Here is a 25,524-nt window from a genome sequence, read left to right as displayed (position 1 = left end):
TTTGTAATGTTATTTTAATTGAGTTTGGTACGCAATTGCGTATAATTTAAGTTGCTTAATCATACTTACCAAACCATTTGCTCTAGTGGGTGACAAATGCTCCTTTAATCCTATTTGATCGATGAAATCTGTGTTGGCATCAATAATATCTTGTGGATGCTGATTTGAAAATGCACGTATTAAAATAGCTATAATACCTTTTGTAATAATTGCATCGCTATCGGCTGTAAAGGTGATCTTGTCATTTTTCATTTCTGCATGAACCCAAACTTTACTTTGACAACCTTTAATAATATTATCATCCGTTTTATATTTTTCACTTATCAAGGGTAACGATTTGCCTAACTCAATCATATATTCGTAGCGCTGCATCCAATCATCAAACATACCGAACTCGTCTACGATTTCCTCTTGTATTTCTTGTATAGACATAGCTTATATTTTTTACAAAAGTACAACATCTATTATTCCTTTTCAACACTTTCTCCCAATGAGAGTATATGGTTTACTAATGACTTTAATTGAGCTGGAGGTTCCCCATGATCGAAACTTGCAGAGGTGTAGCTAGTATCTATAGATATTATCTTTAATTGTGCATGCGCTGCTCCATCAAATAGTCGTTTACCACTTGGAGCTTGTAAGGCATTAATAGCTTTAATATCAATAGGTTTAATTAGACTTAAAATTTTATTCCATGTCTCTTTTGAACATTCTTTTGAAACTGTTTCTTTCCTATTTTGATCACGCGTAGTCATAATGGTTTCTTTCGTAATACTTGTTGCAAGATAGAAACCTCGTGATATAGCTTCATACGCTACCGTAATTGGTTGTTGATCTGGTGTCTCTTCGATAGATTCTGATTTCTCTTTGTTTAATATTTTGGATAGCACATAGGTTAATGTGGATCCATCTGCTGGGGGGTTTTTTATTGTATTGATTTCGACTTCTATTTCGTATGAAAAACCTTCTTGATAATTAAAACCTTCAATTTGATCATAAAATAGTGTCCATTCGTCGTGTAACCTTTCTTTGATTAGCATACATTTTTGGGGACCTACACCCATGCAATCAGCATAGTGATCTGCTATAAAGATTCGTTTGGTCTCTTTACATGAAGAAAATAAAAATATTAATACAATATAGAAACTTAGCTTTTTTACCATTTGTAATTTTTGATTTAATTTACGAAAAAAGACGTCACATGGACGCCTTTTTCTTTTTCTTATTTATAGCAACAATTTTTTATTGTACAAATGCAGATCGATATCCTCCAGCGGCAAATAAAGCTCGCATTCTGTTTTTCTGACCAGTTGTGAACATATACATACAACGGTCATCAACATAATCCATATAATTCATAGTCATGTCATTAGAGCTACAATGTTGTGTTGGATACCTTGGGCAACCGTAATTAGGTGTACTTGATACTGGTGTATCCGATACATAGTCATCAACATTACAGCCCCCATCACCCCAAATGTGGCGTAAGTTTAACCAATGTCCTACTTCGTGAGTTGCTGTTCTTCCTTTATTAAATGGTGCACTTACAGAACCCTGGCTTCCAAAGTATTGCGGAGAAACTACTATACCATCTGTTGCTGCACTACCACCAGGGAATTGTGCATATCCCAATATCCCACTACCAATATTACATACCCAGATATTAAGATTTCTACTAGTATCTATGGCATTTACTCCCCCTCCAGATGATCTTTTCATTCTATCGTTAGTACCCCATGACCGTCTATTGCTCTGTTTACGCGTTACCTGTTTAAGTGTAAATTGAATATCTACATCTGCAGTAAGGTTAGAAAATTCATTAGGAACAAGTGAAATATCACTATTAGCTCTATTAAAATCTTGGTTTAATACATCAATCTGTGATTGAATTTGAGCATTACTAATATTTTCTTGATTAGTTCTGTAGATTACATGCACAATTACTGGAATAGTAACGGTTCCGTTTACGGCTTTCATATCAGAATTGGCAAAAGATTTGGTTTGCATTTCGATGGTAGCCATTCGTTTTGCCATCATCGGATCTTCCTTAAGTTGCTTTTCTAACATTTCGCTAGCATAGCATTTTCTCTTTGAAGCCAATACCTCTTCTACGTTAGCAATATTTGCTTCATCAAAGGATTGTTGCTCTTTTTCACAGGAGGTTGTCATAATGAAACCAAGTGCCAGGGCGCACAGCGTTAGTTTTTTCATAGTGTTAAATATTTGAGTTTGTGTTATTGTTAAACCCAAAATAGGATATTTAATTTAACTAAATGCCAAAAACTATCTACAAAATGTAATAAATATCACAATTTATTACATTCCCTTTTAGGGGTTACGGAACTAACGTAACATTTGAATTGCTTTTTTAACGGAAGCCACTAATACATCGATTTCTTCAATTGTATTGTAGAAAGAAAATGAGGCTCTTACAGTTCCTGGGATTTTATAAAAATCCATTATTGGTTGTGCGCAATGATGTCCTGTACGAACAGCAACCCCTAATTTATCTACTATAGATCCTATGTCATAAGGGTGTATACCTTCTATATTAAAAGATATTACAGATGTTTTATTTAAAGAAGTACCGTAAATCGTAAGACCTTCTATTTGCAGTAATTGTTTTGTACCATATGCTAAAAGTTCTTTTTCATAGGCAGCAATAGCATCAAAGCCAATGGCGTTCATATAATCTAATGCAACACCAAAAGCGATACCTCCACAAATATTGGGTGTTCCTGCTTCAAATTTATGAGGCAATCCAGCATAGGTAGTTTTCTCAAAAGTTACTTGATCTATCATTTCTCCACCTCCTTGGTATGGTGGAAGTTTATTAAGCCATTCCTCCTTACCATATAATAAACCTACGCCAGTAGGGCCACAAAGCTTGTGAGCTGAGGCAACATAAAAGTCAACATCCAAGTCCTGTACATCAGATTTGATATGAGGACAGGATTGTGCTCCGTCAATTAAGACAGCTGCATTCACATCATGAGCTTTTTTAATGATATATTCTATAGGGTTTATTGTACCGAGCGCATTGGAGATATGGTTAACAAATACCAGTTTCGTCTTTTCTGATAAGAGATGATCATAGCTGTCCATAAGTAGTTCTCCTTCTTGGTTCATCGGGATAACCTTTAAAACAGCACCTGTACGTTCACAAAGCATTTGCCATGGTACGATATTAGAATGATGCTCTAGAGCTGAAACAATAATCTCATCACCTTCTGACAACAATGAGGTAAATCCTGTCGCAATTATATTAATACTATGGGTAGTTCCAGAAGTTAAAATAATTTCATGTGAGTGCTCTGCATTAAAATGAAGTTGTATTTTTTTTCTGGCAGCCTCATAAGCATCGGTAGCTTCCTGCGATAAACTATGCACCCCTCTATGAATGTTTGCGTTGTAATTACTATAGTAATCTACAATTGCATCAATTACAACTTGAGGTGTTTGAGACGTAGCTGCATTATCAAAATATACTAGCGGTTTTCCATTTACTTGACGTTTAAGGATAGGAAAATCTTCTCTTATTTTCTGTACGTTTAGCATAGTAATTTTCTTTATGCAAAAATACTAAGTATTTCTTAGTACAGTTGTGTAAATACTAAATGATTTAACCGATCCTTGCTAGTCGTAGCGGTTAAACTTTTTAAGTATTACTAAGCATACTTTTATATTTGTTAGCATGTATAGATAAATTTTGAAGAGATTTAATGCCAAAAAAAAGATCTGATATAATGCATTATACCAGATCCTTACTTTAAATTATATATTTATCTACTAAAGCCTATAAATCAAAACCAAGGTTTACGTTGAGTTTATTGGCAATTAACTTATTTATTCTTTGTTTTAATTGAGGGATTTTGACCGTATCCAAAACGTTGTTAGCAAAAGCATACATTAGTAATGCTCTAGCTTCCTTTTCTCCAATGCCTCGAGAACGCATGTAAAATAAAGCATTTTCATCCAACTGCCCTATAGTGCAACCATGAGAACATTTTACATCATCTGCAAAGATTTCTAACTGCGGTTTTGAGTTAATACTTGCTTTATCATCTAATAAAATGTTGTTATTTGATTGAAACGCATTTGTTTTTTGTGCTTCCTTATTAACTACGATCTTACCATTAAAAACTCCTACTGATTGCTCATCAAATATCCCCTTATAATCCTGATGACTTTCACAGTTAGGTTGTGTATGATGAACTAAAGTATTATGATCAACATGTTGCTTTCCTTCAATAATAGTAACACCATTGAGAACCGAATTGATACCTTCTCCCAACTGATAAAAATTCAAGTTATTACGAATCAACTTTCCGCCAAATACAAAAGTATGCACAGACACCAAGCTTTGAGTTAATTGTTGAATATAGGTATTATCAATAAGGGACGCGTTGAGATTATCGTTTTGTATTTTATAATAGTCTACAACTGCTCGTTTATCGGCAAAAATCTCTGTCACCGAGTTCGTCAAGACTGGATTATCTGTTAAGCTTTGATGACGCTCTATAATTTGTACGTGAGAGTTTTCATCTACTACAATTAAATTACGCGGCTGCAACATTTGTGAAGACTCATTTCCTGTAGAAAAATGAATTATTTGAATAGGCTTATCAGCTAATATGTTTTTTTGAATATGAATATACGCACCTTCTCTCGAAAAAGCTGTGTTTAAAGACGATAAACCGTCCTTGGTGGCTATTTTGCTGAAATAGTTGTCTATAACTGCTTTATATTTATCGTGACTAAGTGCAGATGACATAAGACATACATCTATTTTATCATGAGTAGTCTCAGATAAATGTGAAGAATACTGACCGTCTATAAAAACAATCTTATAGGTATCTAAATCATTGATAAAATATTTTTTTACATCTTTAAACTCTATAACATCTTCCTTTTTAGGAAAAATATTATAATCGTATTTTAATACAGAATTTAACGATGTGTATTTCCACGCTTCATCTTTCTTTGAAGGAAAACCTTTCTCCTCAAATATTTTAATTGCTTCGCTTCGAATATCATGTATAGAAGAATCTATATCTACAGTTTCTTCAAATGCCATAAAAGAGGAAACTAATTTTTCTTTCAAATCCATGTTCATTTCATTTTTAATAAATTACTATACGCACCAAGTATTTTTTATAATAGGCATGTTTAATAAAATATTATGCATTTATTTCTTCTTTGATCCAGTCGTATCCTTTTTCCTCGAGTTCTAGTGCTAATTCTTTAGTTCCAGATTTTACAATTTTACCATCGTATAGAACATGTACATAATCGGGCACAATGTAATCTAACAGTCTTTGATAATGCGTAATAACTACAATAGCATTGTCCTTATTTTTTAGTTTATTGACGCCATTGGCTACAATTCGTAAAGCATCAATATCCAACCCAGAATCCGTTTCATCAAGAATAGCAAGTTTAGGATCTAACATCGCCATTTGAAAAATTTCATTTCGTTTTTTCTCACCTCCAGAAAATCCTTCATTTAGAGAACGTGATAAAAATTTTCTGTCTATTTCTAATAGCTCTGATTTTTCTCGAATCTTCTTAAGCATGTCTTTTGCTGGCATTTCCTCAAGACCTTGCGCTTTTCTGGTCTCATTGATTGCCGTCTTCATAAAATTTGTAACAGAGACACCAGGTATTTCAATTGGATACTGAAATGACAAGAAGATACCTTTATGGGCACGCTCTTCGGCAGCTAGATCATCAATATCTTCTCCTTCTAGATCAATACTTCCTTGTGTTACTTCATATTCTTCTTTACCAGCAATTATATTTGCCAAGGTACTTTTTCCGGCGCCATTAGGTCCCATTATCGCGTGTACTTCTCCTGCATTAACTTTGAGATTAAGGCCTTTAAGAATTTCCTTATCCTCTATAGTTGCGTGTAAATTTTTTATATCTAACATGCTTTTTATCAATTTTATCTTAACCAGATTATCTTTATTAATTTATATTATACAGTTGTAGCAATACTTTTATAAAGCATCTTTAGACTGCACCTTTGTAGGTAAAGGAGAGGTTGGTTTTTTGACCTCAACAATTTCTTTAATTTCCAGAATTTCTTCCCATCCTTCTTCTGGATTTGGTTTTACAATTCCCTTGACAACAACGGGGACCATATCGTATTCTTCTCGTTGTAAGGGTGCAACTTTTTGAGCTAATGTATGCATGATCTCATTAAGTTCTACACCATATATAAAATCCGTTCCCTTTATAACAGCAGCATCCGCGATATAAATAAACTCTCCCTCTACTGTTACATTGTTTTCTGTTATCTGCTCTTTTTTCTCTTGTTTACAAGAAAATAAGATGGTGCTCAAAAAAAGAATAAGAAGTAAGTTTTTCATTTAATTTATAAATTTGGGAGATATAGGCATTTTATCAAAATGCACAGGATCATGTTGAATAAATACTTTAGCATTATTATTTTTTACGAACTCCTCAAACGCTTTGATACTTTTTTCGGTTTCAGGAATATCGTAGTTAAATTGTGGTACTATTTTATTTTCTCTGTTTTTTACAAAATGATATAAATCACCACTAAGTACTGTAGGTCCATTGTTTGCCAAGTTTAAAAACAATGCTTGATGTCCTGGCGTATGCCCAGGATATGATTTTATAACTACGCTACCATCTCCAAAAACATCATAGTCTCCTTGTAGTTGCTTAACATGGGTCAATTCTTTAAAATCATTACTATTATAAAAACCTTGAGCTTTAATTTCTTCGCTTTGTGCAAAGGAATATTCGACATCTTGAATCAACCAAGTGGCATTTTTAAAATAATTAGCTGCACCAGTATGATCAAAATGAATATGTGAAAATGCTATAAAGTCAAAATCTTTGGGAGTCATACCTATCAGATCTAATTGTGCCAGTAACGAATCTTTTCTAGATAAAACTAGCGCTCCACCATTAATCTCTTTTGGATTGTTTCCTACCAAATCCTCAGACAATCCTGTATCCCAAATAAGGTTCCCTTTTGGATGTTTTATAACATAAAAAGCATCTGCAAGTGTTATTGTATCACCCTTGTAAGTATCTCCTTGTGCGAATAGGTTTTTGGCGTTTACTTGAATTGTACCTCCATTAAAAGTATACAATCTTACCTCGGGTGATTGAATTGAGTCTTTAACCTCGGTATTTTCAACGTTAGTTTCTGGCTTTTCAAAATTTTTACAAGAAACCAGACTAAATATAAACAGTATAACTATTCCTATATGCTTCATTACAAAAATTTAAATTTATCCTACTGATCCTTCCAGAGATATCTCTAGTAACTTTTGAGCTTCTACAGCAAACTCCATCGGTAATTTATTTAGCACTTCTTTACTAAAACCGTTCACAATAAGAGCAATCGCTTTTTCTGTATCAATCCCTCGTTGGTTACAATAAAATATTTGATCTTCACCTATTTTACTTGTAGTAGCCTCATGCTCTATTTGAGCCGATTTATTTTTGGCTTCTATATATGGAAATGTATGTGCTCCACATTCGTTCCCCATAAGTAGTGAATCACATTGAGAAAAATTACGCGCATTGGTCGCTCTACTATTTATTTGAACCAAACCGCGATAGCTATTTTGAGATTTACCAGCAGAAATACCCTTTGAAATAATTGTACTCTTTGTATTTTTACCTAAATGGATCATTTTTGTACCTGTATCGGCCTGTTGGTAATTATTGGTTACCGCAATCGAATAGAATTCTCCTACAGAGTAGTCACCCTTTAAAATACACGATGGGTATTTCCAAGTAACTGCAGATCCTGTTTCTACTTGTGTCCACGAAATTTTTGCTCTTGTTTCACAAATACCACGCTTAGTCACAAAATTATAAACTCCTCCTTTACCTTCGGCATTACCAGGATACCAATTTTGAACTGTAGAATACTTAATTTCGGCATCATCCAACGCTATAAGTTCGACAACGGCAGCATGTAATTGATTTTCATCTCGGGAAGGAGCTGTACAACCTTCTAGATAACTTACATAACTACCTTGGTCTGCGATTACAAGCGTTCTCTCAAATTGTCCTGTGCCTGCTTGATTAATTCTAAAATAAGTGGATAGTTCCATTGGGCAACGCACACCTTTGGGTATGTAACAAAAGGATCCATCACTAAAAACAGCTGAATTTAAAGCAGCATAAAAATTATCTTTTTGAGGCACCACTGATCCGATATACTTCTTAACCAGTTCTGGATGTTTTTGAATCGCTTCTGAAATTGAACAAAAAATAATTCCCTTTTCTCCCAACGTTTTTTTGAATGTGGTCGCTACAGAAACAGAGTCCATAACAATATCTACCGCCACTCCCGCTAATTTTTTTTGTTCGTCTAAGGATATCCCTAGTTTTTTGAATGTATCCAAAAGCTCTGGGTCAACCTCATCAAGACTTTCATATTTAGGCTTTTTATTAGGTGCCGAATAGTAGGATATCGCTTGAAAATCTGGTTTTTCGTAATGTACATTTGCCCATTCTGGTTCTTCCATCTCTTTCCAAACGCGAAAGGCTTCAAGGCGCCAGTCGGTCATCCATTGAGGCTCTTCTTTCTTTAAAGAAATTGCTCGCACAATATCTTCATTTAAACCTATAGGAAATGTTTCAGACTCAATATCGGTATAAAACCCATACTCGTATTCTTTAGTCTCTAACTCTTTTTTTAAATCATCTTCAGTATATGCCATCCTCAATATCCCAAACTTTTAGGATCGTTCTTTTAATTTTACAATGAAAAACTTTCTCCACATCCACAAGTTCTACTTGCGTTGGGATTATTAAACACAAATCCGGTTCCATTAAGACCTCCAGAGTATTCTAGAGTAGTGCCTATTAAATATAGAAAGCTTTTCTTGTCTACAATAATCTTTACACCATTGTCCTCAAAAACCTTATCTCCTTCTTCTTGTGTTTTGTCAAATTTTAAGTCATAGGATAATCCTGAACATCCTCCACTCTTTACACCTACTCTGACATAATCGGTAGAAGCATTATAACCATCCTCACTCATCAGTGCTACCACTTTCGTTTTAGCTGTATCAGATACTTTAATCATATATATATAAGATTACTTCTTTATCAAATGCAAATATACTATTTATGTAGATTTAATACACGTATCCTCGCATATATCTATTACATAATGGCATTAGCAAAAGTTATAGCACATTATGATAAAATGTTGAGATACGCAGAGATATCTGTCCCATCTTCATTTTGTTACTAGAATTATATTTAAAAAAACAAGAACAAAACTTAACGATTGCATACATTCCTATAGTATTCCTAGATACTCCCAAAAAGTTCTCATTGATTCTAAAGATATAATCTTTGAAAAAAAACAGGGTGGGTTTTTGATGTTTCTAAATAAAAGCGTTAGTCATTTCAACTATAAAATGTTTTTAGCTCAAAATAACTGCATTAATATTTTTTATAAAACGAAGTACACTCAAAGTTTTCTTAAGTAACTTTGTAGGCATGATTGAAGATAAAAATACACCCAGAACCTCTTTATCCGAATTGGGTGAATTCGGACTTATTGAACATTTAACCAAAAATTTCAAAATTAAGCAGAAATCTACCATTCGAGGAATTGGAGATGATGCTGCTGTATTAGATTTTAAAGAAGAAAAATGTATCATAACAACTGATCTTTTGATTGAAGGGGTACACTTTGATTTGGCATATATGCCTCTTAAGCATCTAGGTTATAAAGCTGTTATGGTCAATTTATCGGATGTGTATGCTATGAACGCAACAGCTTCTCAAATTACTGTTTCAATTGCCGTTTCAAATCGTTTTCCACTAGAAGCGATTGAAGAGTTATACGAAGGTATTTATGCGGCGGCAAGTTTATACAAAGTCGATGTCGTGGGTGGTGATACTACATCTTCAACTCGTGGTTTGCTTATAAGCATTACTGCCATTGGTCATGCTTCAGAAAAAGAAATTGTGTATCGTGACGGTGCCAAAGAGAACGATCTTTTGGTAGTTTCTGGTGATTTGGGTGCGGCGTATCTTGGACTACAAGTATTAAATCGAGAAAATGAAGTGTTTAAAGTAAATCCTAATGCACAACCTGACCTGGATGCTTATAGTTATCTTGTAGAACGTCAATTAAAACCCGAAGCGAGAAAAGATATAAAAGAATTACTTAATGCATTAGAAGTACAGCCAACTAGCATGATTGATATTAGTGATGGATTATCTTCTGAAATTATTCACTTGTGTACACAATCAAAAGTTGGTGTTAATTTGTATGAAGATAAAATTCCAATAGATCCAGTAGTAATTTCGACCTGTGAAGAATTTAATCTAAATAGTACTACTGTTGCGTTAAATGGTGGAGAGGATTACGAATTACTTTTTACAATTAAACAAGAGGATTTCCCAAAAATCAAAGCAAATCCTAATCTTACGATTATCGGTCATATTTTGGATAAAAAGAGCGGTATGGCTTTGGTTACTCGTGCAAACGAGCGAATTCAACTAAAGGCACAAGGTTGGAATCCTATAAAAGAGTAATATATTTAAGAAGCAACTTGATAGGTTTTAATTTCGTTTTTTCTAGCCATCTTTTTTGCGTGAACAATCGCAAGATCTTCGTTTATTTCTTTTAATACCGGAGTCATCGCTTCAAGACAACCTTTACTATTAGTTGTTGCTTGTTCTCCACAATGTGAACAGGTATATTCTTTAACGTGATCTGTAATTGATTTGGAGAGAAAATAGTTGTGTCCAAATAACGAACAGAATATTTTTGCAAACGAGAAAGATTGACTTGGGGTCGATGTTTTCATATTTATACGGGTTAAAAGTTCATAATCAATACAATAATATAATTTTTTTAGTTATTAACAATATGTTTGTAAGAAAAACTTTTAATAATTGCTAAAATTTACTATTGTAACCCTGTTTTTGTGTATTTTATACCTTAATATTTGCTTTTAGTCCGACTAAAATATCAGTTGAAAGATATTTTTAAAATTAACTTATTAACAATTAATGAACTAACATTTTCTTACAAAATTACCTATTTCTGTAACACATTCAGAGTAGTTTTCGATATGAGACATATGACCCCCACTAAGCCCGACTAGCTCAGTTTTTGTTAGCTCACTTTCTGTTTGACTTTGTTTATGAGTAATTACTGGGTCATCTACTCCAGAAATAATACATTTTGGAACTTTTAAGTGAGTTAAGAACAAAGAGCGATCTGGCCTTTCTTTCATGCCTTCGAGGGCAGCCAAAATACCTTGTAAAGAAGTTTTTGATGCTTGGTTTTTAACCGAAGAAATTATTGTTGCATATTTTTTGCGATTTGACGGAGCAAATAAATTTGCAATGGACATACTCGTATATGCATTAGGATTTTGCTTAACTATTTTAATTGCCCTTGTCCTTGTGTATTTACGTTCTTCACTATCTGCAAATGAGGTAGAGTTTAAAAGTAATAATCCTAATAAACTATGTGTATACTTTTCGGCAAAAGCTAGACCTACATAGCCACCCAAAGAGTGTCCAATAATGATTGCTTTATCAATTTTTAATGTTTCTAAAACACTCTTTACGACTTCTGCCATAGTTTCCATACTATGCACATATCCCAAGTTGTCTGATCCACCATGACCGGGAAGATCTATGGCGATACATTGATACTGTTCCAAAAATTCAGGAACTATCGTTTGCCACATGCTAAGATTTTCCAAAAAACCATGCAAAAAAACAATGGGTTTGCCTTGACCGTGAGTTGTGTAATTAATATTGATTTGTTTGTGTGCTAAAGTCATTATATTGCAAAGGTAATTTCTTAAATAATCATCAAAAAATTTTATAGAATGAAATTAACTAAAGAATCATTAATTACTGGATTTGCTCTGTTTTCGATGTTTTTTGGAGCCGGAAATCTAATTTTACCTCCAAATTTAGGTTTTGAAGCAGGAGATACGTGGTTTTTGGTTACCATTGGTTTTATGATTTCTGCAGTAATTCTACCTTTATTAGGAATATTTGCACATGCACGATTGCAGGGAACGTTGATGGATTTTGGTAAAAAAGTTTCTCCCTCGTTTAGTATGATTTATTGTATTTTAATATACTTAATTTCTATTACGCTACCATCTCCACGCACGGCATCAGTTACCCATGAAATTGCAATTGCACCATTTTTTGGAAGCAGTCCTTTATTAACAAGTATGTTATATTTTATACTTGTCTTATTCTTTGTTTTAAACCGATCAAAAATTCTAGACTTTCTAGGTAAATTTCTTACTCCTATAATTTTTGTAGTGATTCTTTCTATTATATGTGTGGGCATTTTTATACCACATCCACCTATGAACTCTTTGTCTATAAATAAACCTCTTATCCATGGATTATTAGAGGGGTACCAAACTTTTGATGCTATTGCTGCTGTAGTAGTTGGAGGTGTATTAATTATTTCTTTAAATCTGAAGGGAACCCATGAATTTTATAATAAAAGACTAGTAATTCGTAATGCTGGCGTAATAGCTGGTATTGGGCTTTTTATTACCTATGCTGGACTTATCTACAATGGTGCTTTATTCAACACAACTTTTCCTTCTGATATAAGTAGAACTCAATTACTATCAGGTTTAAGCTATGAAACTCTCGGTAATATTGGTTCTGTATTTCTAAGTATTTTAGTAAGTATTGCTTGTTTTACAACTGCTGTTGGCATTATAACTGGTACATCTGATTTTTTTAAAGGGGTTTTTAATAACTCATCCAAAGCTTATATTGTCACAGCTATAACTAGTTCTATTTTGGGAGTTTTGATGGGTCAGTTTGATGTCCAGTACATTATAATTGTAGCTATCCCAGCACTTGTCTTAATTTATCCCATTACTATTGTATTGATTGTTTTAAATGTTTTGCCAGAACGTTGGGGAACCCCTATCGTATTTAGAGCTGTTGTACTTATTGCAATATTATTTAGTATTCCTGATTTTTTGGCCGCTATAGGTTATAAAGAAATAATGCAACCTATTTTAAATAGCATTCCTCTTGGTAATAATACGCTGGGATGGGTCTTACCTGTAATTACTACATTTATTTTGGTTAACCTGTTGACAAAAAATAAACTGGACGCTAAGATCTCATAAAGTGCTTCTAATTTTAATTTTGGTAAAAAAACTCTAGCTACCAAAGCTTGACAGGTAAGTATTAAATTATAAAACCATCGCAGAAAAAAATTTGTATTATCATTTTAATTGTATTGATATAACAATGGCAGATATAGAGATATAAAAGTAATGTTATTAGTTAAGCGTGGCAATCCACCAGTGATTACCAAACGGATCGATAAACCCTGCTTCTCTCGCACCGTTATCCTCTTCTGCAGGTTGCATTAACGTCGTAGCTCCTAATTCTAAAGCAGTGTGAAAAGTCGCGTCGGTATCTTCAACGTATACATACATTGAGCCTGGTCTGGAAGGGTTATAAACCGAGGCTTCAGTTAAAAATATTGTGCTTTCTCCAATTTTAAATTCAGAATGTTGGATTTTATGATTTTTATCAAGCCTACGTAACATTTCCTGAGCGTTAAAAATCTTCCTCATAAAATCTATAAAATCCTCGGCTTTATTAACTACCAAATATGGCATAGCTTGCTGGTGTCCCGCAGTAATTTTCATTCTCTTAATCATGTGTGTGAAAGTGTTTTTAGGCTTAACGCAGTATATATTATATATATTCTATTTACTTTCAAAAAGTAACGTTAAAAAAAAGCAAGGAACCAATTAGAGGTTATAATTGGCTAAACAGAGTCTTGTATTTGTTTATAGTATTCTGTTTTTAAGATAGCCATTATATGTTTATCAAAGTATTTACCATTCTTAAAGACGCTTTCTCTCAAAACCCCTTCGTTTACAAAACCGCATTTTAGATAAAGCTCTATCGCTCTAGAATTATTGTTCTGCACGAATAAAAATAGTCGATTTAAATTAAGTTGCTGAAAAGCAAAATCAATCGTTCTTAAAGTGGCCTCTTTGGCATAGCCTTTACCTATATACTTTTCATCACCAATAAAAATAGCAAATTCTGCAGTACGATGAATCAGATTAATATCTTTAAGAAATGACATACCGATTAACAACTTTTTGTCTAGTAACTCTATACCAAAGCAAGATAACGGTATGTCTGACATTGTAATTTTGTCGAACCAAGCCTGTTCTTTTTCAATATTAATAAAAAACGGATGTCCGGAGTAATAATCTCTAATTGAATCAGCGTTACGCCAACTCCAAGAAACAGTACTATCGCTTTTTGTTAATGCTCTTAATCTGATTCTCCTTGTCTGCATAGTTTTCCCTTTTTGACTCAATGAATTTACAAATTTAAGTATATTCTAATGTTAATTATGATTAGTTTCCCGTGATCTTTATGTTGTCAATATGATAACGCGTAGTTACCCCAGGTTCACCGCCTTTATATTTAAATCCTATGCGAACCTTACCCTCAAAACAGTGTAATGGAATAGGTCCTGCAGGTATCATTTCTCCAAAACTTTCAAGTGGTCCTTTGGGTATAGTAGCATTCAACCGGATCCAAGTAGCTGTTTCTATAGCATCACTATAAGAATTTGTAATCCAAACGCTAAGAATATTTCCATTGTCATACACCGCTTGGATGTCCATGTTTAAAACTTCTTCTGTCGTTTCTGATATATCAATTTCTGGAGTTACTAACCAAACCTCATAAACCGATTCCCTAGATTTAAAACCCGTAATTGATGCGTAAGAGTCCTGTCCAAACTTACCAATAGCATAATCTAAAATACCTCCAGATACATTTTCATTAAGCCACCCTAAGGGTTCTAGGTCATTATATTTAATACCTGTGAAGTCTTGCAAAAAAATTGTAGTCTCACCTGACTTCTCACTTTCACAATCTAAGTAAGACCGGTTGCAGCGTTGTTCCTTATCAAAATCTATGAACGTTGGAGAATTAACTACCATATTAAATGCGGTACCATAAAAATTTTTTGTGAGTATACCAGATAGAGTACCCGTTTTGTCAGGAAGTTGAAAGCCCTTAAAACTAGCATAGGTACTTGTGCTAATCACAGTACTCAATTCTGAGTTACAGTTTTCAATCGTGCGATCTCCTGTATATAAATCTGTTGCTGCAGATGCAAAAGTATTACGTCGATCATCAAAAACATCTTCCTCAATAAATTGAACATTTTCAAGTTTAATAAACTGATTTAAATGAGCATTAGAAAATTCATCAATCTGAATTGTTTTGGGTACTAAATTTTCAACTTTCAAAGTTCTAATTATATGCTTATCTCGGGTGAAAGAAGGGATTTCGGTTACACTATGTTCTTCCAAAACCCCCAAAGTTGGAACTCCATTTTCCATACCCAAAGAAAGTTCATCTAATCTAATAACTACCTTTTGCCCTGTTTCGTAAAAAACATATAACGGGTTAACATCAACTTTTATTCGAATTCCGGCAGTTGGGTTTTCTGGCTTATCTTGAATAATTAGTTGTTTAAAGAAATTACCCTGTTGGTCATTAGAAATTACATATCCTTCGATAAGACTTTGAGTTTCTAAAAAACTTACCTTAGCATTGGTACCGTTTTTTGCTTGTTCTTGTTTTAATGCTTCGAGAATAGATTTTATGCTTATCACATTACCTTCTATCTTTAGCTCTTTTTTATTTGTTTCAGGTAGTTCAAAATCATCATTAGAAATGCAAGCGGTGAATAATAGTGCTGCAAAGAGCAAAATTGATTTGTTGAAAGAATTTTTCATATCGTGTGTTTTAAAAACTATACATATTAAAAGCGACAATAAAAGTTTAAGTAATAAGCTGTACTTGGCCCATAAAAATAGCGGGAGCCATATAGCGGAGTATCTCGCTTTGATTCTTCTAACGCTAATCTATAACTAGCCCTACGAGAAGATTCAAAACCTCCTGTTTTATATAATTGATCTAATACATTGTTGATACTTGCAAAAAATCCTAAAGTGTAGTTTTTAACCCGCCAAGATTTGCCGCCAACCATATTAACTAACATATATTCCTCAAACTGTTCTTGTTTTAGTAAGCTTCTGGATATTTGTGGGTCATATTCGTTGAAAGGTAGACCATCGCTATCTTTATAAAAATTATCTGTTCTCGCAAGAGCGCTAATTCCAATATAGGCATCAGAATAATAGTTTATGCTTGTTCCAAACCACCAAAAATCTGGATCTCTGTAGTCAAAACCAAACTGAGCAACAGTTTGCGGTCCACCAGATAGCCTATAATTTTTTAAATAAACATTGCCCATGTTTTTTATACCATTATCCTGGTCAAAAGAACTACTTGTGCTGGTTAACCAAAGATTAGGAGTGTTGGCATATGCGTGTTGACCTAAAGCAGCTGCTGTTTTTAAGCGCAATGTGGGTAAGATTTGATAGCTAACACCTAATTCTCCTCCTAGATACTGTTTATCTACACCTGTTAATATCTCTTGAACCAATCCTGTATCCTCTCCATCAATTGCTTCTGTATAGTAATATGAAATATCTGTGACATTATTAGTAGTATTATAATATCCCGATAGTCTCAATTTTAATTTTTGCTGTTGAATAATATAGCTGACATCTATTGATGAGATTTTTTCTGAAGTATGCTCTTTTTTTGTTATATCTGATAAAATAAAGTTGTTTTGTCTAGCATTTACAAAACTATGCTCAAGTACGGGAGCTTTAGTAAAGTAACCTAGATTAGTTGCTAGAAACATATTTCTTTTAAACTTTGCCGTGCAACTAGTTTTGATTCCATAATCAATAAAGGATACTTTTTTTGATGCTCCAAATGATTTGTTTTCTGGAAAATAGCCGTTTTCATATAATCCTAAACGTTGATACGTAGTGTTTGCAATAACTGCAGACATTGCAATATTGATTTTCTTAAAGTCTCCTTCAAGTTGTAAAAAGCCTTTACTATTTTGCCCTAGTAACTCAAAATTATACTTATAGTGGTCTCCTTTTGATACAATTCTGTTAGGGTTTTTTAGGTTATTTTGTGCTTTACTTTCGATCTCTTTGTTGGTTTGGTTTTCACTATATCTAGCAAATCCGTCAATATCTAAAAACCCTGTGCCACCAAGCATATTCCCGATCTCTGCATAGATATGACTTTTTAAATTAGTATATGCAACTCCGCCACTAACAGTAAATTTTTGATTAAGTTGACTGTAAATATTGCTGCTCATAGCATATTGAATATCATCTATTTTATCATGTAAAAGTACATACGTTGCATTTTTAAATTGATCTCTCTGACTAGTATTGGTAGCAAATATTTCATTCCAGTTTATTTGTCCATTAGCCCTAAATTCTTGCGCTGCCAAATATGCTTTTTGATAATCGTTTACACTATTTTGAGAATTCTGAATATAAAAACTTGGCAAATGTTCTGGATGCATTGGATTTATGTATTTACTTCTGCCACCACCACTGTATCCAACAGATCCATCTACTCCAACCAGCATATCTGTACCTCCATTGTCAAGACGAGTAACAAAACGCGTTCCTGTTTGAAATCCTAGGTTAGTAGTCAATTTAGTTTTATGACCTAGCTGCCAGCTATGATTTAGCATAAAAATAGGTTCTTGTACCACTTGTGTCCTTGCATTCACTTTTTTTTGATTGAAATATCCCCAATTTGGATTATAATTTCTCCCTTTCAAATTGAATATTTCATCGGTAATGGCAGTTGATTTACCTCGTTTTACTGGAGTATAAAATCCTGTTAAATTGAGTTGATGTTTTTTATTTAAATTTTTTTCGACCGATATAAACATAGCATTAGCATCATAGGAGGTGCCCTCGATCAAGCCTTCGTCCCCAAACCTCTTTGAAAGTAATACGGCATACGCCCATCCATTCTTAAGTACACCAGAGTGATAACTACCCATTACTCTACCTGTATACGATCTATTTGCAAATGCATACGATACTCGACCGCCCTTCTTATATTGAGAAGCTTTTAGCGTTATTTGAGTGGTTCCACCAAGATCTCCAAAACTTACCTCATTGGTACTTAGATTGCGGTCATATGATTGATTTCTTAGGACGTCATTTAAACCTCCCCATGTATTCCAGTGTGGACGTCCATTACTCATTTTATTCATTTCAAGCCCATTTATAAGAACTTTTCCATATTCATTACCCAGACCTCTTGGTCTAAAAAAAGTACTACTAAAATCATATGCAGCTGCAGATAAAAACACATCCTTTGATGCCTGTAATACTCCCGAGTAGTATGTGTCTAATTGCTCATCATCCGTAAACTTTTCATCTCCTAAAGATATGACAGCGATATGTTGATTATCATCAATACGATCGTATTGTAGATTAATTTGACCCAAATATAAAGGCGCTGTTTCAGAAATATAGATAGGAAATCGCTTGGTTACATACCCCGAATATGACAAAACAAGTATGTGATCAACTAAAGTTTGATCACTAATTTTGAGAGTGAAAGATCCAGATATGTCAGTAAATACTAGAAATGGGGTGTCTTTTAACTGCACCTTGACATTACTTAATGGTGTTTTTGTTTCTTGATCAATCACTGTACCCTGTATTAGTTTTTCTTGTGCATGTATATAGATGAAATTCAAAAAAACAAATACGAAAAGAAACCACCTTTTTGGTGATAAAGTATGCTTCATTATTGCGGTTTAGGTTTATAAGAATAAGTAATAAAATATTTCAAAACACATTATTTCAATTACTTATGACAAACATACTATAATTAATATTTTTTTTATAGGGGAAAAATACCCTAATTGAAATTGCTATATTAAAATTTTTAGGATTATAGACTTATAATTTTAAGATATAAAATGCACTGTTTTACTGTAATTAGATTGTATGTGTAATAAATAGTCGAAAACCAAAAAAAATAAATTATTGCAAGTTTTATAAATGGGTCGTTAATTTGTCAGCTCTTAAACCTAACTATTTATGAATTATAACTTTACACTTGTAATCTGCCTCTTAAGTGTCTTTTATAATAGTAGCTGTCAAGAAAGCACCTCTTTTAAAATTCTTACAGTTGGCTTTTATAATTTAGAGAATCTTTTTGATACACTTGATGATCCAAAAACATTTGATGATGATCGCACTCCAGATGGAAAAGATCATTGGACAGAAGAGGTATATCAACAAAAGCTAAAAAATATGGCTTCTGCAATATTAACCATCGGTAGTGACCTCGCAAAAGCCCCTCCAGCAGTATTGGGTGTTGCCGAAGTTGAGAACAGAAAAGTATTATACGACCTAATACAACAGGAGGCTCTTGTTCCTTATAAATATGATATTATTCACTACGACTCCCCCGATCGACGTGGCATTGATGTAGCGTTATTATATAGAAAAGAAATTTTTAGACCCATTACATCAACTACGTATCCTGTTTTGCTTTACGACCAAAAAAACGGAAAACGTATCTACACCCGTGACCAATTGCTTATCACTGGATATTTTGAAAACGAACGTATGCACTTTATTGTAAATCACTGGCCATCTAGAAGGGGTGGCGAAGTTAGTAGTAGCTATAAGAGAAAAAAAGCTGCTTTTGTAAATCGAAATATTATTGATTCTATACTTTATGATAATCCTTATGCAAAAATTATATCCATGGGCGATTTTAATGACGGACCTAGAAATAAAAGTATTGTAGAAGTTTTAAATACCTCATCCCGTAGCGAACATCTTACCGATAAAATGTTATTTAATCCATTCAATAAATTATTATCAGATGGTATCGGATCGTTGGCTTGGGGTGATAGCTGGAATTTGTTTGACCAAATATTAGTTTCAAAATCTTTTATTGCCTCAAAGTATGAAACTTTTGAATTCTACAAAGCAGAGGTTTGCAATAAGAAATTTCTTACTACGAGCACCGGAAATTATAAAGGATACCCTTTTAGAAGTTTTGCTAATGGAAATTTTACAGGAGGATATAGCGATCATTATCCTGTCTGTATTTATTTGATAAAAAAAAAGGAGAAGTCTTGAGACTTCTCTTTTTTAGTATTTAAACTCCTATTTCAATATCACATCCTTCTGCTTCAACTTCATCATAATCGACTCCAGTATCTTCACTATCAACAAATGTGTTACCATTACTGCCTCGAGTAATAGTAATTCCAAAACACTCAAAGCTATCTGGTTCTCCTCCATCATCATCTTTTGAACATGAAGTAAAGCCAACAATTAAAGCACAGGCTGCTAATAAAAGTAATTTTTCATAATGTTAATTTTAAAATAGACTTGGTCTAAAAGTTTAAACTACTGCAAATTTAATGAATTAACAAAAAATTATGAATATAAATGTATTATATCGATCTAATTGATGTTTTTATCGATGTTAATTACTGGTTCCTCTACATCTATTGGTTTTCCTATATACGCTAATACACTTTCGGGTTCAATTTTCTTTACATCCTCACTATGTGATGGTATTATGCGGATAGATTCATCTGGTGATTTTATAAATAATGGGATCATGTTTCCCTCGTCTTTCGATAATTCTATCAATGCCATGTAATGCTCTTCATTCTTAATAGTAATTTCCATGATAACTGGATAACGCTCTGCTAAATCCATTAATTTATAATAATCATCTGTTTGTGAAAACAATCCTTCTTCTGGATTCATATCAGGATCACTCATCTCCTCGGCAGTTACTAGTCTAAACGATCCGTTTTCACCAAATTGGTTTCTAAATTTGTTGATTGCATACTTATTGATATCACTATTTCCTGTTAAGGCCATCACGATACCTATATCGCTTAATTCTATATTATCTTTAATTGTATTATTGTAAATATTACCTTCAATTGCATCTATTCCCAAATTCTTAGCTTTTTTTACATTATTCTTGTTATTATCTAATAATACAACATGTCTATCGTGTGTTTTTAAATATGAAGCAATAAGGCGGGAAACTTTTGATCCACCAACTATCAAAATACCATCTGATTTTTTTAAGAAAACACCTACTAGTTTAGCAAATAATCTTGCCGTAGTAGCATTCAATAAAACTGTGCCTAGCACAATCATAAAAACTAGCGGTGTAATATACTCTGCTCCTGGTTCTCCATCTGCTGTTAGTTTTAATCCAAATAGCGAAGCAATACCAGCAGCAACTATTCCGCGTGGTCCTACCCAGCTAATAAATAATTTTTCTTTGAGTTTTAACCCAGAATCTATCGAACTTAGAAAGACTCCTAAAGGTCTTACTAGAAAGACTACAATGGCAAATAAAATAACAGCGTCCCAGTTGTAAATTAACTGAAGCTCTTCCATATTAATATTAGCAGACAATAATATAAACAGAATTGAAATAAGTAATACGCTTAACGATTCTTTAAAATAAAGTAATTCTTCAATATTTGGTAAGTTTATATTTCCCAAAACCATGCCCATAATTACTACAGATAGCAAACCAGATTCATGAGCAAATACATCTGATAACACAAATACTCCAAGTACTGTGGCAAGTGTGAATACATTTAATAAATAATGTGGAATCACATTTTTTTTAATAGCAAAAGCCAATGCGTGAGCAAAGGTAAATCCAAAGGTAAAACCAAACAACACAATTTTTCCAAATTCCATCAATGCTGTTTGCGTAAATTCTTGGCCCTCACCAACACTAATAAATTCGAATACAAGTACTGCAACAAGTGCACCTATTGGGTCGATCAAAATACCTTCCCATTTGAGAATTGCAGATATATCTTTTTTTAAAGGAATATTTCTCAAAATTGGAGTAATTACTGTGGGTCCAGTAACTATAATTAATGAAGAAAATAAAAATGATATTGGCCAACTTAAACCAAATACAAAGTGAGCTGCTAATCCGGCCCCAAAAAAAGTTACAATCACTGCAACACTAATAAGTTTTAAAATTACTGGACCAATATTCAAAACTTCGCTTCTCCTAAGGGTAAGTCCGCCCTCAAACAAAATAATACTAATAGCTAATGAAACAAAATAAAATAAACTTTCTCCAGGAAATAAGCCTTCTGATCCATTCCAGATAGGCTGAATCAGTTTGGTTTGGTTCTCTGTAAATAAAGTAGAAATAGGCCCCACAAGCAGTCCTATTAAAATCAACGGTAGTATTGCGGGGATTTTAAATTTCCAGGCTACCCATTGTGCAAGTATTCCTAAAATGATTATTCCTGATAACTCGATCATATGTGTTCTATCTTAAAAAGCTAGCAAGTTCGACATTTTTTTTATGAATGATAAAATCGTTAACAATTTTTCGCTTTTAAATATTAGTTCTATATTCTACCCTTTAATAAAAATAACATCCTTTTGAATACTTGCTTTCCACAAAAATTTAAAACAATTCTAATAGGAGTTGCCTTTTCACCTAATCTCCAGAACAATATTTTTGAAGCTATGCGATTAGTCGATTTCTTTGATTGTAACTTGGTCATTGTACATGTGGGGGAAAAAACAAAAGAAAAAGAAAAAACTATAAAACATTTATTATCAGGAATTGTAAATGAAGGCAATGAAAAGGTAAAAATGATTTGGAAAGAAGGTAATCCTGTAGAGGTGATTATAGAGGCTTCAAAAAATACAAGGGCAGATCTAATTATGCTTGGTGCAATACCTAAAGAAGATATTTTAAAGTTTTACATCGGATCCATTGCTCGTAAAATTGTGCGCAAAGCACCATGTTCGGTATTATTATTAATTAAACCCTCAGAAGATTTAAGACCTTGTCGACATATTGTTGTAAATGGATTAAAGAGCAACAAGACTCTCGAAGCTTTGACAGCCTCTTTTGAATTTGCTCAAAATTTGGGTTCTAATCAACTTACCATCGTCGAAGAAATATCTCAAAAAGAAGTCAAAGTAGTTGTGCGAGATAATCAATCTCTCCTTAAAAGTACATTAAAAAAAGAGCAACTCACCCAAAAACAAGCTTTGAGATTGCGGGATGTTCTTAAAAAAATTCCTGAACATCTTAAAAATACAATTACTATAAAAATTCAGCCGATATTTGGAAAAAGAGGGTATTCAATCGGGCATTATGCAAAAGTTGTAGGGGCTGATTTACTAATTATGAATGCTCCAGAAAAAAATACTTTTTTAGACCGAATCTTTCCCCACGATATGGAATATATTTTATCCGAGCTTCCTACCGATGTTTTAATTGTAAGATAAATGGCATATTTTAAAAATAACGCTGTAAACTTTTTAAGTAGTTTACCAAAAAATATTTTCTCTGGTTTTGTAGTTTCTTTAATTGCTTTACCCCTTGGTTTAGGTCTTGCCTTAGCCTCTGGAGCTCCGCCAATTTCTGGGATTATTGCTGCAATAGTTGGTGGTACTATTGTAGCTGTTTTAGGAGGATCTCATGTGACTATTAGTGGGCCCGGTAATGGTTTGGTAGTGGTACTTCTGGGTGCTATTTCTACCTTAGCAAGTGGTGATCTTTATCATGGCTACTTATTTACTCTAGCTGCAATTATTTGTTCTGGAGTACTCATGCTACTTATAGGTTTCTTGCGATTAGGCATACTAAGTGATTTTTTTCCTTCTTCGGCAATTCAAGGAATGCTAGCTGCCATAGGTATTAGTATTCTAGCAAAACAACTTCATGTAATGTTTGGTAACATAGGTGCTCAAGGGAGTACTATAGATTTATTAATTACGTTCCCGACAACTGTTTTTGCATTATTTTCTCAAGCATCATCAAGCACTATTGCTGCAGCTTTTATAGGTTTTTTTAGTTTATTGATTATGCGTTTTCATGGAACTATTCGTAATCAATATTTGAAGCTGATTCCTGCGCCTATGTGGATTGTGGTCTTGGTAATTGGATATAGTTACTATTACGAGTATTTTTCTAGCGAAGCGTATCCTATAGCGACACCTTTATTGGTACAGTTACCAAAAGGGATCTTATCAAGTTTTCCTGTTCCTGATTTCTCTATTCTTTTTACTTCTCAATTTATCGGAGTTGTATTAGCTATAACCTTAATATCTAGCATAGAATCTTTGTTGAGCATAAAGGCAATAGATCAACTGGACCCTGAGCGGAGGCGCTCTAATGTAAATCGTGATTTAAAAGCTTTGGGTACTGCGTCGATCATAAGTGGCTTGTTAGGTGGGCTTAATGTAGTAACTGTTATTGCGCGTAGCTCTGTTAATGTAAACAATGGTGGATCTAATCGAAGTGCTAACTTTTTTCATGCACTCTTTTTATTATTATTTGTAGTGCTTTTTCAAAATCAATTGCGAAGAATTCCTTTAACAGCATTAGCTGCAATACTAGTATACACAGGCTATAAACTTGCTTCACCATCTACTCTAAAGAATATTGCCAAAATTGGTAAAGAACAAGTTTTTATATTTATTATTACCATAATTGCTACAGTAACAACTAGTTTGATTACAGGTATTTTAATTGGTATATTGAGCACTCTTGTTATTCACGTTATTCTTAACAAAAGTATCTTTTTGTTTTTGTCTAATGTTATAAGACCTAATGTTTTAATGTACAAGGAACAACAACAAGGAAACTATTTTATAAGTGTCAAAAATTTTGCAAGCTTTCTCAATTATTACAAATTAAAAGACAAACTGGATGTAATACCCGAAACTAGCGAAGTTATTGTTGATTTCTCACTATGCGAATTTGTCGACTTTACTGTACAGGAACATCTTTTAGGATACCAAGAGATATTTTTACGTAATGGAGGCTCTTTTGAAATTAATGGTTTAGACATTCATGGCGCTTCATCTGCACATCCCTTAGCTATGCGCAGACTGTTTTCATTTTCTGCTCGCAACAACGCACACAACCATCTTACAAAAAGACAAAAAGATCTTGAACAAATAGCTTGCGATTTTGAATGGTCTTATAATCCCACCAAGTTATATGGAGTAGCTTCGCTTTATACGTTTGTATTTTTTAAACTCAAAAAAATCAATTTTATACATAATCAGTTGGTCGATGATAACCAAATTTTTAAGGTTTTTGACATCGAGTACACCGAGGGCGAATTTATCTCACAGAAGCAGCTACGTGGAACATTTCTTAAAATAAATCTAGAACATACAATACCATGTTTTACCTTACACAAAGATGATTTATTTAGCTTTTTATATCGATTTTCTGGATTTAAAAATATTACAATCAAAAAACATCCAGATTTTTCTAAACGGTTCTTTATAATGGCCGAAGATAAAATTGAGGTAGAAGCTTTTTTTAACAAGGCGCTCATCTTGTTTTTTGAAAGTAATCCCTACTACCATATCGAATCCAATGGTTCGTCTCTCTTGGTTTTAAAAACCGAACGATTAGCTAGTGTAAAAGAAGTAAAAGCACTTCTCGATTTTGGAATCAGGCTGCAAAAGATAGTCTCTCTATCCAAAATTGATGCGAATCTGTTAAAAACTATGTAAAGTAATGTGAATTCGTTGCCTTTTT

At 33.3% G+C, this 25,524-nt stretch carries 22 protein-coding genes; 5 read left to right on the top strand and 17 right to left on the bottom strand.

Annotated features, from left to right (window positions below; all coding sequences use genetic code 11):
• Nucleotides 1-9 precede the first annotated feature (9 nt).
• From ACE939_RS13425 to ACE939_RS13380, 10 genes are all read right to left on the bottom strand, one after another.
• Nucleotides 10-432, bottom strand: a complete 423-nt coding sequence (locus ACE939_RS13425) for a SufE family protein (protein ID WP_378186107.1) — start codon at nt 430-432, stop codon at nt 10-12.
• A 32-nt stretch (nt 433-464) separates the two neighbouring features.
• The gene (locus tag ACE939_RS13420) at nt 465-1,163 is read right to left on the bottom strand and encodes a DUF4377 domain-containing protein (RefSeq protein ID WP_378186106.1); all 699 of its coding nucleotides are present in this window, start codon (nt 1,161-1,163) and stop codon (nt 465-467) included.
• A gap of 79 nt (nt 1,164-1,242) precedes the next feature.
• A complete protein-coding gene (locus ACE939_RS13415; RefSeq protein WP_378186105.1) occupies nt 1,243-2,211 on the bottom strand; it encodes a zinc metalloprotease in 969 nt (322 codons plus the stop codon).
• Nucleotides 2,212-2,343: 132 nt separating this feature from the next.
• Nucleotides 2,344-3,558: an aminotransferase class V-fold PLP-dependent enzyme gene (locus ACE939_RS13410; RefSeq protein ID WP_378186104.1), complete on the bottom strand. Its 1,215-nt coding sequence runs from the start codon at nt 3,556-3,558 to the stop codon at nt 2,344-2,346.
• A 238-nt stretch (nt 3,559-3,796) separates the two neighbouring features.
• Complete coding sequence (gene sufD / locus ACE939_RS13405) at nt 3,797-5,110, bottom strand: Fe-S cluster assembly protein SufD (protein WP_378186103.1); 1,314 nt, start codon at nt 5,108-5,110, stop codon at nt 3,797-3,799.
• A gap of 70 nt (nt 5,111-5,180) precedes the next feature.
• Nucleotides 5,181-5,933 carry a Fe-S cluster assembly ATPase SufC gene (gene sufC / locus ACE939_RS13400; RefSeq protein ID WP_378186102.1) on the bottom strand — a complete coding sequence of 251 codons (753 nt, stop codon included), beginning with the start codon at nt 5,931-5,933 and terminating at the stop codon, nt 5,181-5,183.
• 69 nt (nt 5,934-6,002) lie between these two features.
• Nucleotides 6,003-6,374 (bottom strand): hypothetical protein, encoded by a 372-nt coding sequence (locus tag ACE939_RS13395; RefSeq protein WP_378186101.1) that lies wholly within the window; start codon nt 6,372-6,374, stop codon nt 6,003-6,005.
• Nucleotides 6,375-7,256 (bottom strand): N-acyl homoserine lactonase family protein, encoded by an 882-nt coding sequence (locus tag ACE939_RS13390; RefSeq protein WP_378186100.1) that lies wholly within the window; start codon nt 7,254-7,256, stop codon nt 6,375-6,377.
• A gap of 15 nt (nt 7,257-7,271) precedes the next feature.
• On the bottom strand, nt 7,272-8,717 hold the full coding sequence (gene sufB, locus ACE939_RS13385) for a Fe-S cluster assembly protein SufB (RefSeq protein WP_378186099.1): 1,446 nt from the start codon (nt 8,715-8,717) through the stop codon (nt 7,272-7,274).
• 38 nt (nt 8,718-8,755) lie between these two features.
• On the bottom strand, nt 8,756-9,085 hold the full coding sequence (locus ACE939_RS13380) for a HesB/IscA family protein (protein WP_378186098.1): 330 nt from the start codon (nt 9,083-9,085) through the stop codon (nt 8,756-8,758).
• Nucleotides 9,086-9,507: 422 nt separating this feature from the next.
• On the opposite strand from ACE939_RS13380, the gene thiL reads away from it, so the two are divergent.
• Nucleotides 9,508-10,554 carry a thiamine-phosphate kinase gene (thiL, locus tag ACE939_RS13375; RefSeq protein WP_378186097.1) on the top strand — a complete coding sequence of 349 codons (1,047 nt, stop codon included), beginning with the start codon at nt 9,508-9,510 and terminating at the stop codon, nt 10,552-10,554.
• Nucleotides 10,555-10,559: 5 nt separating this feature from the next.
• Here thiL and ACE939_RS13370 read toward each other — a convergent pair whose 3' ends face one another.
• A complete protein-coding gene (locus ACE939_RS13370; RefSeq protein WP_378186096.1) occupies nt 10,560-10,829 on the bottom strand; it encodes a hypothetical protein in 270 nt (89 codons plus the stop codon).
• Between the two features lie 210 nt (nt 10,830-11,039).
• A complete protein-coding gene (locus ACE939_RS13365) occupies nt 11,040-11,819 on the bottom strand; it encodes an alpha/beta fold hydrolase (RefSeq protein WP_378186095.1) in 780 nt (259 codons plus the stop codon).
• A gap of 48 nt (nt 11,820-11,867) precedes the next feature.
• Between ACE939_RS13365 and brnQ the strand changes: the two genes are divergently transcribed.
• On the top strand, nt 11,868-13,154 hold the full coding sequence (gene brnQ, locus ACE939_RS13360; protein ID WP_378186094.1) for a branched-chain amino acid transport system II carrier protein: 1,287 nt from the start codon (nt 11,868-11,870) through the stop codon (nt 13,152-13,154).
• A gap of 156 nt (nt 13,155-13,310) precedes the next feature.
• Here brnQ and ACE939_RS13355 read toward each other — a convergent pair whose 3' ends face one another.
• From ACE939_RS13355 to ACE939_RS13340, 4 genes are all read right to left on the bottom strand, one after another.
• Nucleotides 13,311-13,697: a VOC family protein gene (locus tag ACE939_RS13355; RefSeq protein ID WP_378186093.1), complete on the bottom strand. Its 387-nt coding sequence runs from the start codon at nt 13,695-13,697 to the stop codon at nt 13,311-13,313.
• 110 nt (nt 13,698-13,807) lie between these two features.
• A complete protein-coding gene (locus ACE939_RS13350) occupies nt 13,808-14,353 on the bottom strand; it encodes a GNAT family N-acetyltransferase (RefSeq protein ID WP_378186092.1) in 546 nt (181 codons plus the stop codon).
• A 61-nt stretch (nt 14,354-14,414) separates the two neighbouring features.
• Complete coding sequence (locus ACE939_RS13345) at nt 14,415-15,812, bottom strand: DUF5689 domain-containing protein (RefSeq protein WP_378186091.1); 1,398 nt, start codon at nt 15,810-15,812, stop codon at nt 14,415-14,417.
• Nucleotides 15,813-15,838: 26 nt separating this feature from the next.
• Nucleotides 15,839-18,727 (bottom strand): carboxypeptidase-like regulatory domain-containing protein, encoded by a 2,889-nt coding sequence (locus ACE939_RS13340; RefSeq protein WP_378186090.1) that lies wholly within the window; start codon nt 18,725-18,727, stop codon nt 15,839-15,841.
• A 295-nt stretch (nt 18,728-19,022) separates the two neighbouring features.
• On the opposite strand from ACE939_RS13340, the gene ACE939_RS13335 reads away from it, so the two are divergent.
• On the top strand, nt 19,023-20,078 hold the full coding sequence (locus ACE939_RS13335) for an endonuclease/exonuclease/phosphatase family protein (RefSeq protein ID WP_378186089.1): 1,056 nt from the start codon (nt 19,023-19,025) through the stop codon (nt 20,076-20,078).
• 330 nt (nt 20,079-20,408) lie between these two features.
• On the opposite strand, the gene ACE939_RS13330 is transcribed toward ACE939_RS13335, so the two are convergent.
• Nucleotides 20,409-22,268 carry a cation:proton antiporter gene (locus ACE939_RS13330; RefSeq protein ID WP_378186088.1) on the bottom strand — a complete coding sequence of 620 codons (1,860 nt, stop codon included), beginning with the start codon at nt 22,266-22,268 and terminating at the stop codon, nt 20,409-20,411.
• Between the two features lie 123 nt (nt 22,269-22,391).
• Here ACE939_RS13330 and ACE939_RS13325 point away from each other — a divergent pair, with 123 nt between their 5' ends.
• Nucleotides 22,392-23,252, top strand: a complete 861-nt coding sequence (locus ACE939_RS13325) for a universal stress protein (RefSeq protein ID WP_378186087.1) — start codon at nt 22,392-22,394, stop codon at nt 23,250-23,252.
• Entirely contained in the window at nt 23,253-25,499 is a 2,247-nt protein-coding gene (locus ACE939_RS13320; RefSeq protein WP_378186086.1) for a SulP family inorganic anion transporter, read from the top strand.
• Nucleotides 25,500-25,524 lie beyond the last annotated feature (25 nt).

Origin of the sequence: Aquimarina rhodophyticola, from assembly GCF_042434915.1 — a bacterium.
GTDB lineage: Bacteria > Bacteroidota > Bacteroidia > Flavobacteriales > Flavobacteriaceae > Aquimarina.
The sequence above is the reverse complement of the archived record's forward strand: the minus strand, read 5'-3'. Positions and strand labels throughout refer to the sequence as shown.

What these genes read in the sequence shown, in the direction of transcription:
- ACE939_RS13415 (WP_378186105.1), bottom strand. Translation starts at nt 2,211, where the DNA reads ATGAAAAAACTAACGCTGTGCGCCCTGGCACTTGGTTTCATTATGACA.
- ACE939_RS13340 (WP_378186090.1), bottom strand. Translation starts at nt 18,727, where the DNA reads ATGAAGCATACTTTATCACCAAAAAGGTGGTTTCTTTTCGTATTTGTT.
- sufB (WP_378186099.1), bottom strand. Translation starts at nt 8,717, where the DNA reads ATGGCATATACTGAAGATGATTTAAAAAAAGAGTTAGAGACTAAAGAA.
- ACE939_RS13395 (WP_378186101.1), bottom strand. Translation starts at nt 6,374, where the DNA reads ATGAAAAACTTACTTCTTATTCTTTTTTTGAGCACCATCTTATTTTCT.
- ACE939_RS13390 (WP_378186100.1), bottom strand. Translation starts at nt 7,256, where the DNA reads ATGAAGCATATAGGAATAGTTATACTGTTTATATTTAGTCTGGTTTCT.
- ACE939_RS13345 (WP_378186091.1), bottom strand. Translation starts at nt 15,812, where the DNA reads ATGAAAAATTCTTTCAACAAATCAATTTTGCTCTTTGCAGCACTATTA.
- ACE939_RS13365 (WP_378186095.1), bottom strand. Translation starts at nt 11,819, where the DNA reads ATGACTTTAGCACACAAACAAATCAATATTAATTACACAACTCACGGT.
- ACE939_RS13420 (WP_378186106.1), bottom strand. Translation starts at nt 1,163, where the DNA reads ATGGTAAAAAAGCTAAGTTTCTATATTGTATTAATATTTTTATTTTCT.
- ACE939_RS13355 (WP_378186093.1), bottom strand. Translation starts at nt 13,697, where the DNA reads ATGATTAAGAGAATGAAAATTACTGCGGGACACCAGCAAGCTATGCCA.
- brnQ (WP_378186094.1), top strand. Translation starts at nt 11,868, where the DNA reads ATGAAATTAACTAAAGAATCATTAATTACTGGATTTGCTCTGTTTTCG.
- ACE939_RS13410 (WP_378186104.1), bottom strand. Translation starts at nt 3,558, where the DNA reads ATGCTAAACGTACAGAAAATAAGAGAAGATTTTCCTATCCTTAAACGT.
- ACE939_RS13425 (WP_378186107.1), bottom strand. Translation starts at nt 432, where the DNA reads ATGTCTATACAAGAAATACAAGAGGAAATCGTAGACGAGTTCGGTATG.
- sufD (WP_378186103.1), bottom strand. Translation starts at nt 5,110, where the DNA reads ATGGATTTGAAAGAAAAATTAGTTTCCTCTTTTATGGCATTTGAAGAA.
- thiL (WP_378186097.1), top strand. Translation starts at nt 9,508, where the DNA reads ATGATTGAAGATAAAAATACACCCAGAACCTCTTTATCCGAATTGGGT.
- ACE939_RS13380 (WP_378186098.1), bottom strand. Translation starts at nt 9,085, where the DNA reads ATGATTAAAGTATCTGATACAGCTAAAACGAAAGTGGTAGCACTGATG.
- ACE939_RS13335 (WP_378186089.1), top strand. Translation starts at nt 19,023, where the DNA reads ATGAATTATAACTTTACACTTGTAATCTGCCTCTTAAGTGTCTTTTAT.
- ACE939_RS13350 (WP_378186092.1), bottom strand. Translation starts at nt 14,353, where the DNA reads ATGCAGACAAGGAGAATCAGATTAAGAGCATTAACAAAAAGCGATAGT.
- ACE939_RS13320 (WP_378186086.1), top strand. Translation starts at nt 23,253, where the DNA reads ATGGCATATTTTAAAAATAACGCTGTAAACTTTTTAAGTAGTTTACCA.
- ACE939_RS13330 (WP_378186088.1), bottom strand. Translation starts at nt 22,268, where the DNA reads ATGATCGAGTTATCAGGAATAATCATTTTAGGAATACTTGCACAATGG.
- sufC (WP_378186102.1), bottom strand. Translation starts at nt 5,933, where the DNA reads ATGTTAGATATAAAAAATTTACACGCAACTATAGAGGATAAGGAAATT.
- ACE939_RS13370 (WP_378186096.1), bottom strand. Translation starts at nt 10,829, where the DNA reads ATGAAAACATCGACCCCAAGTCAATCTTTCTCGTTTGCAAAAATATTC.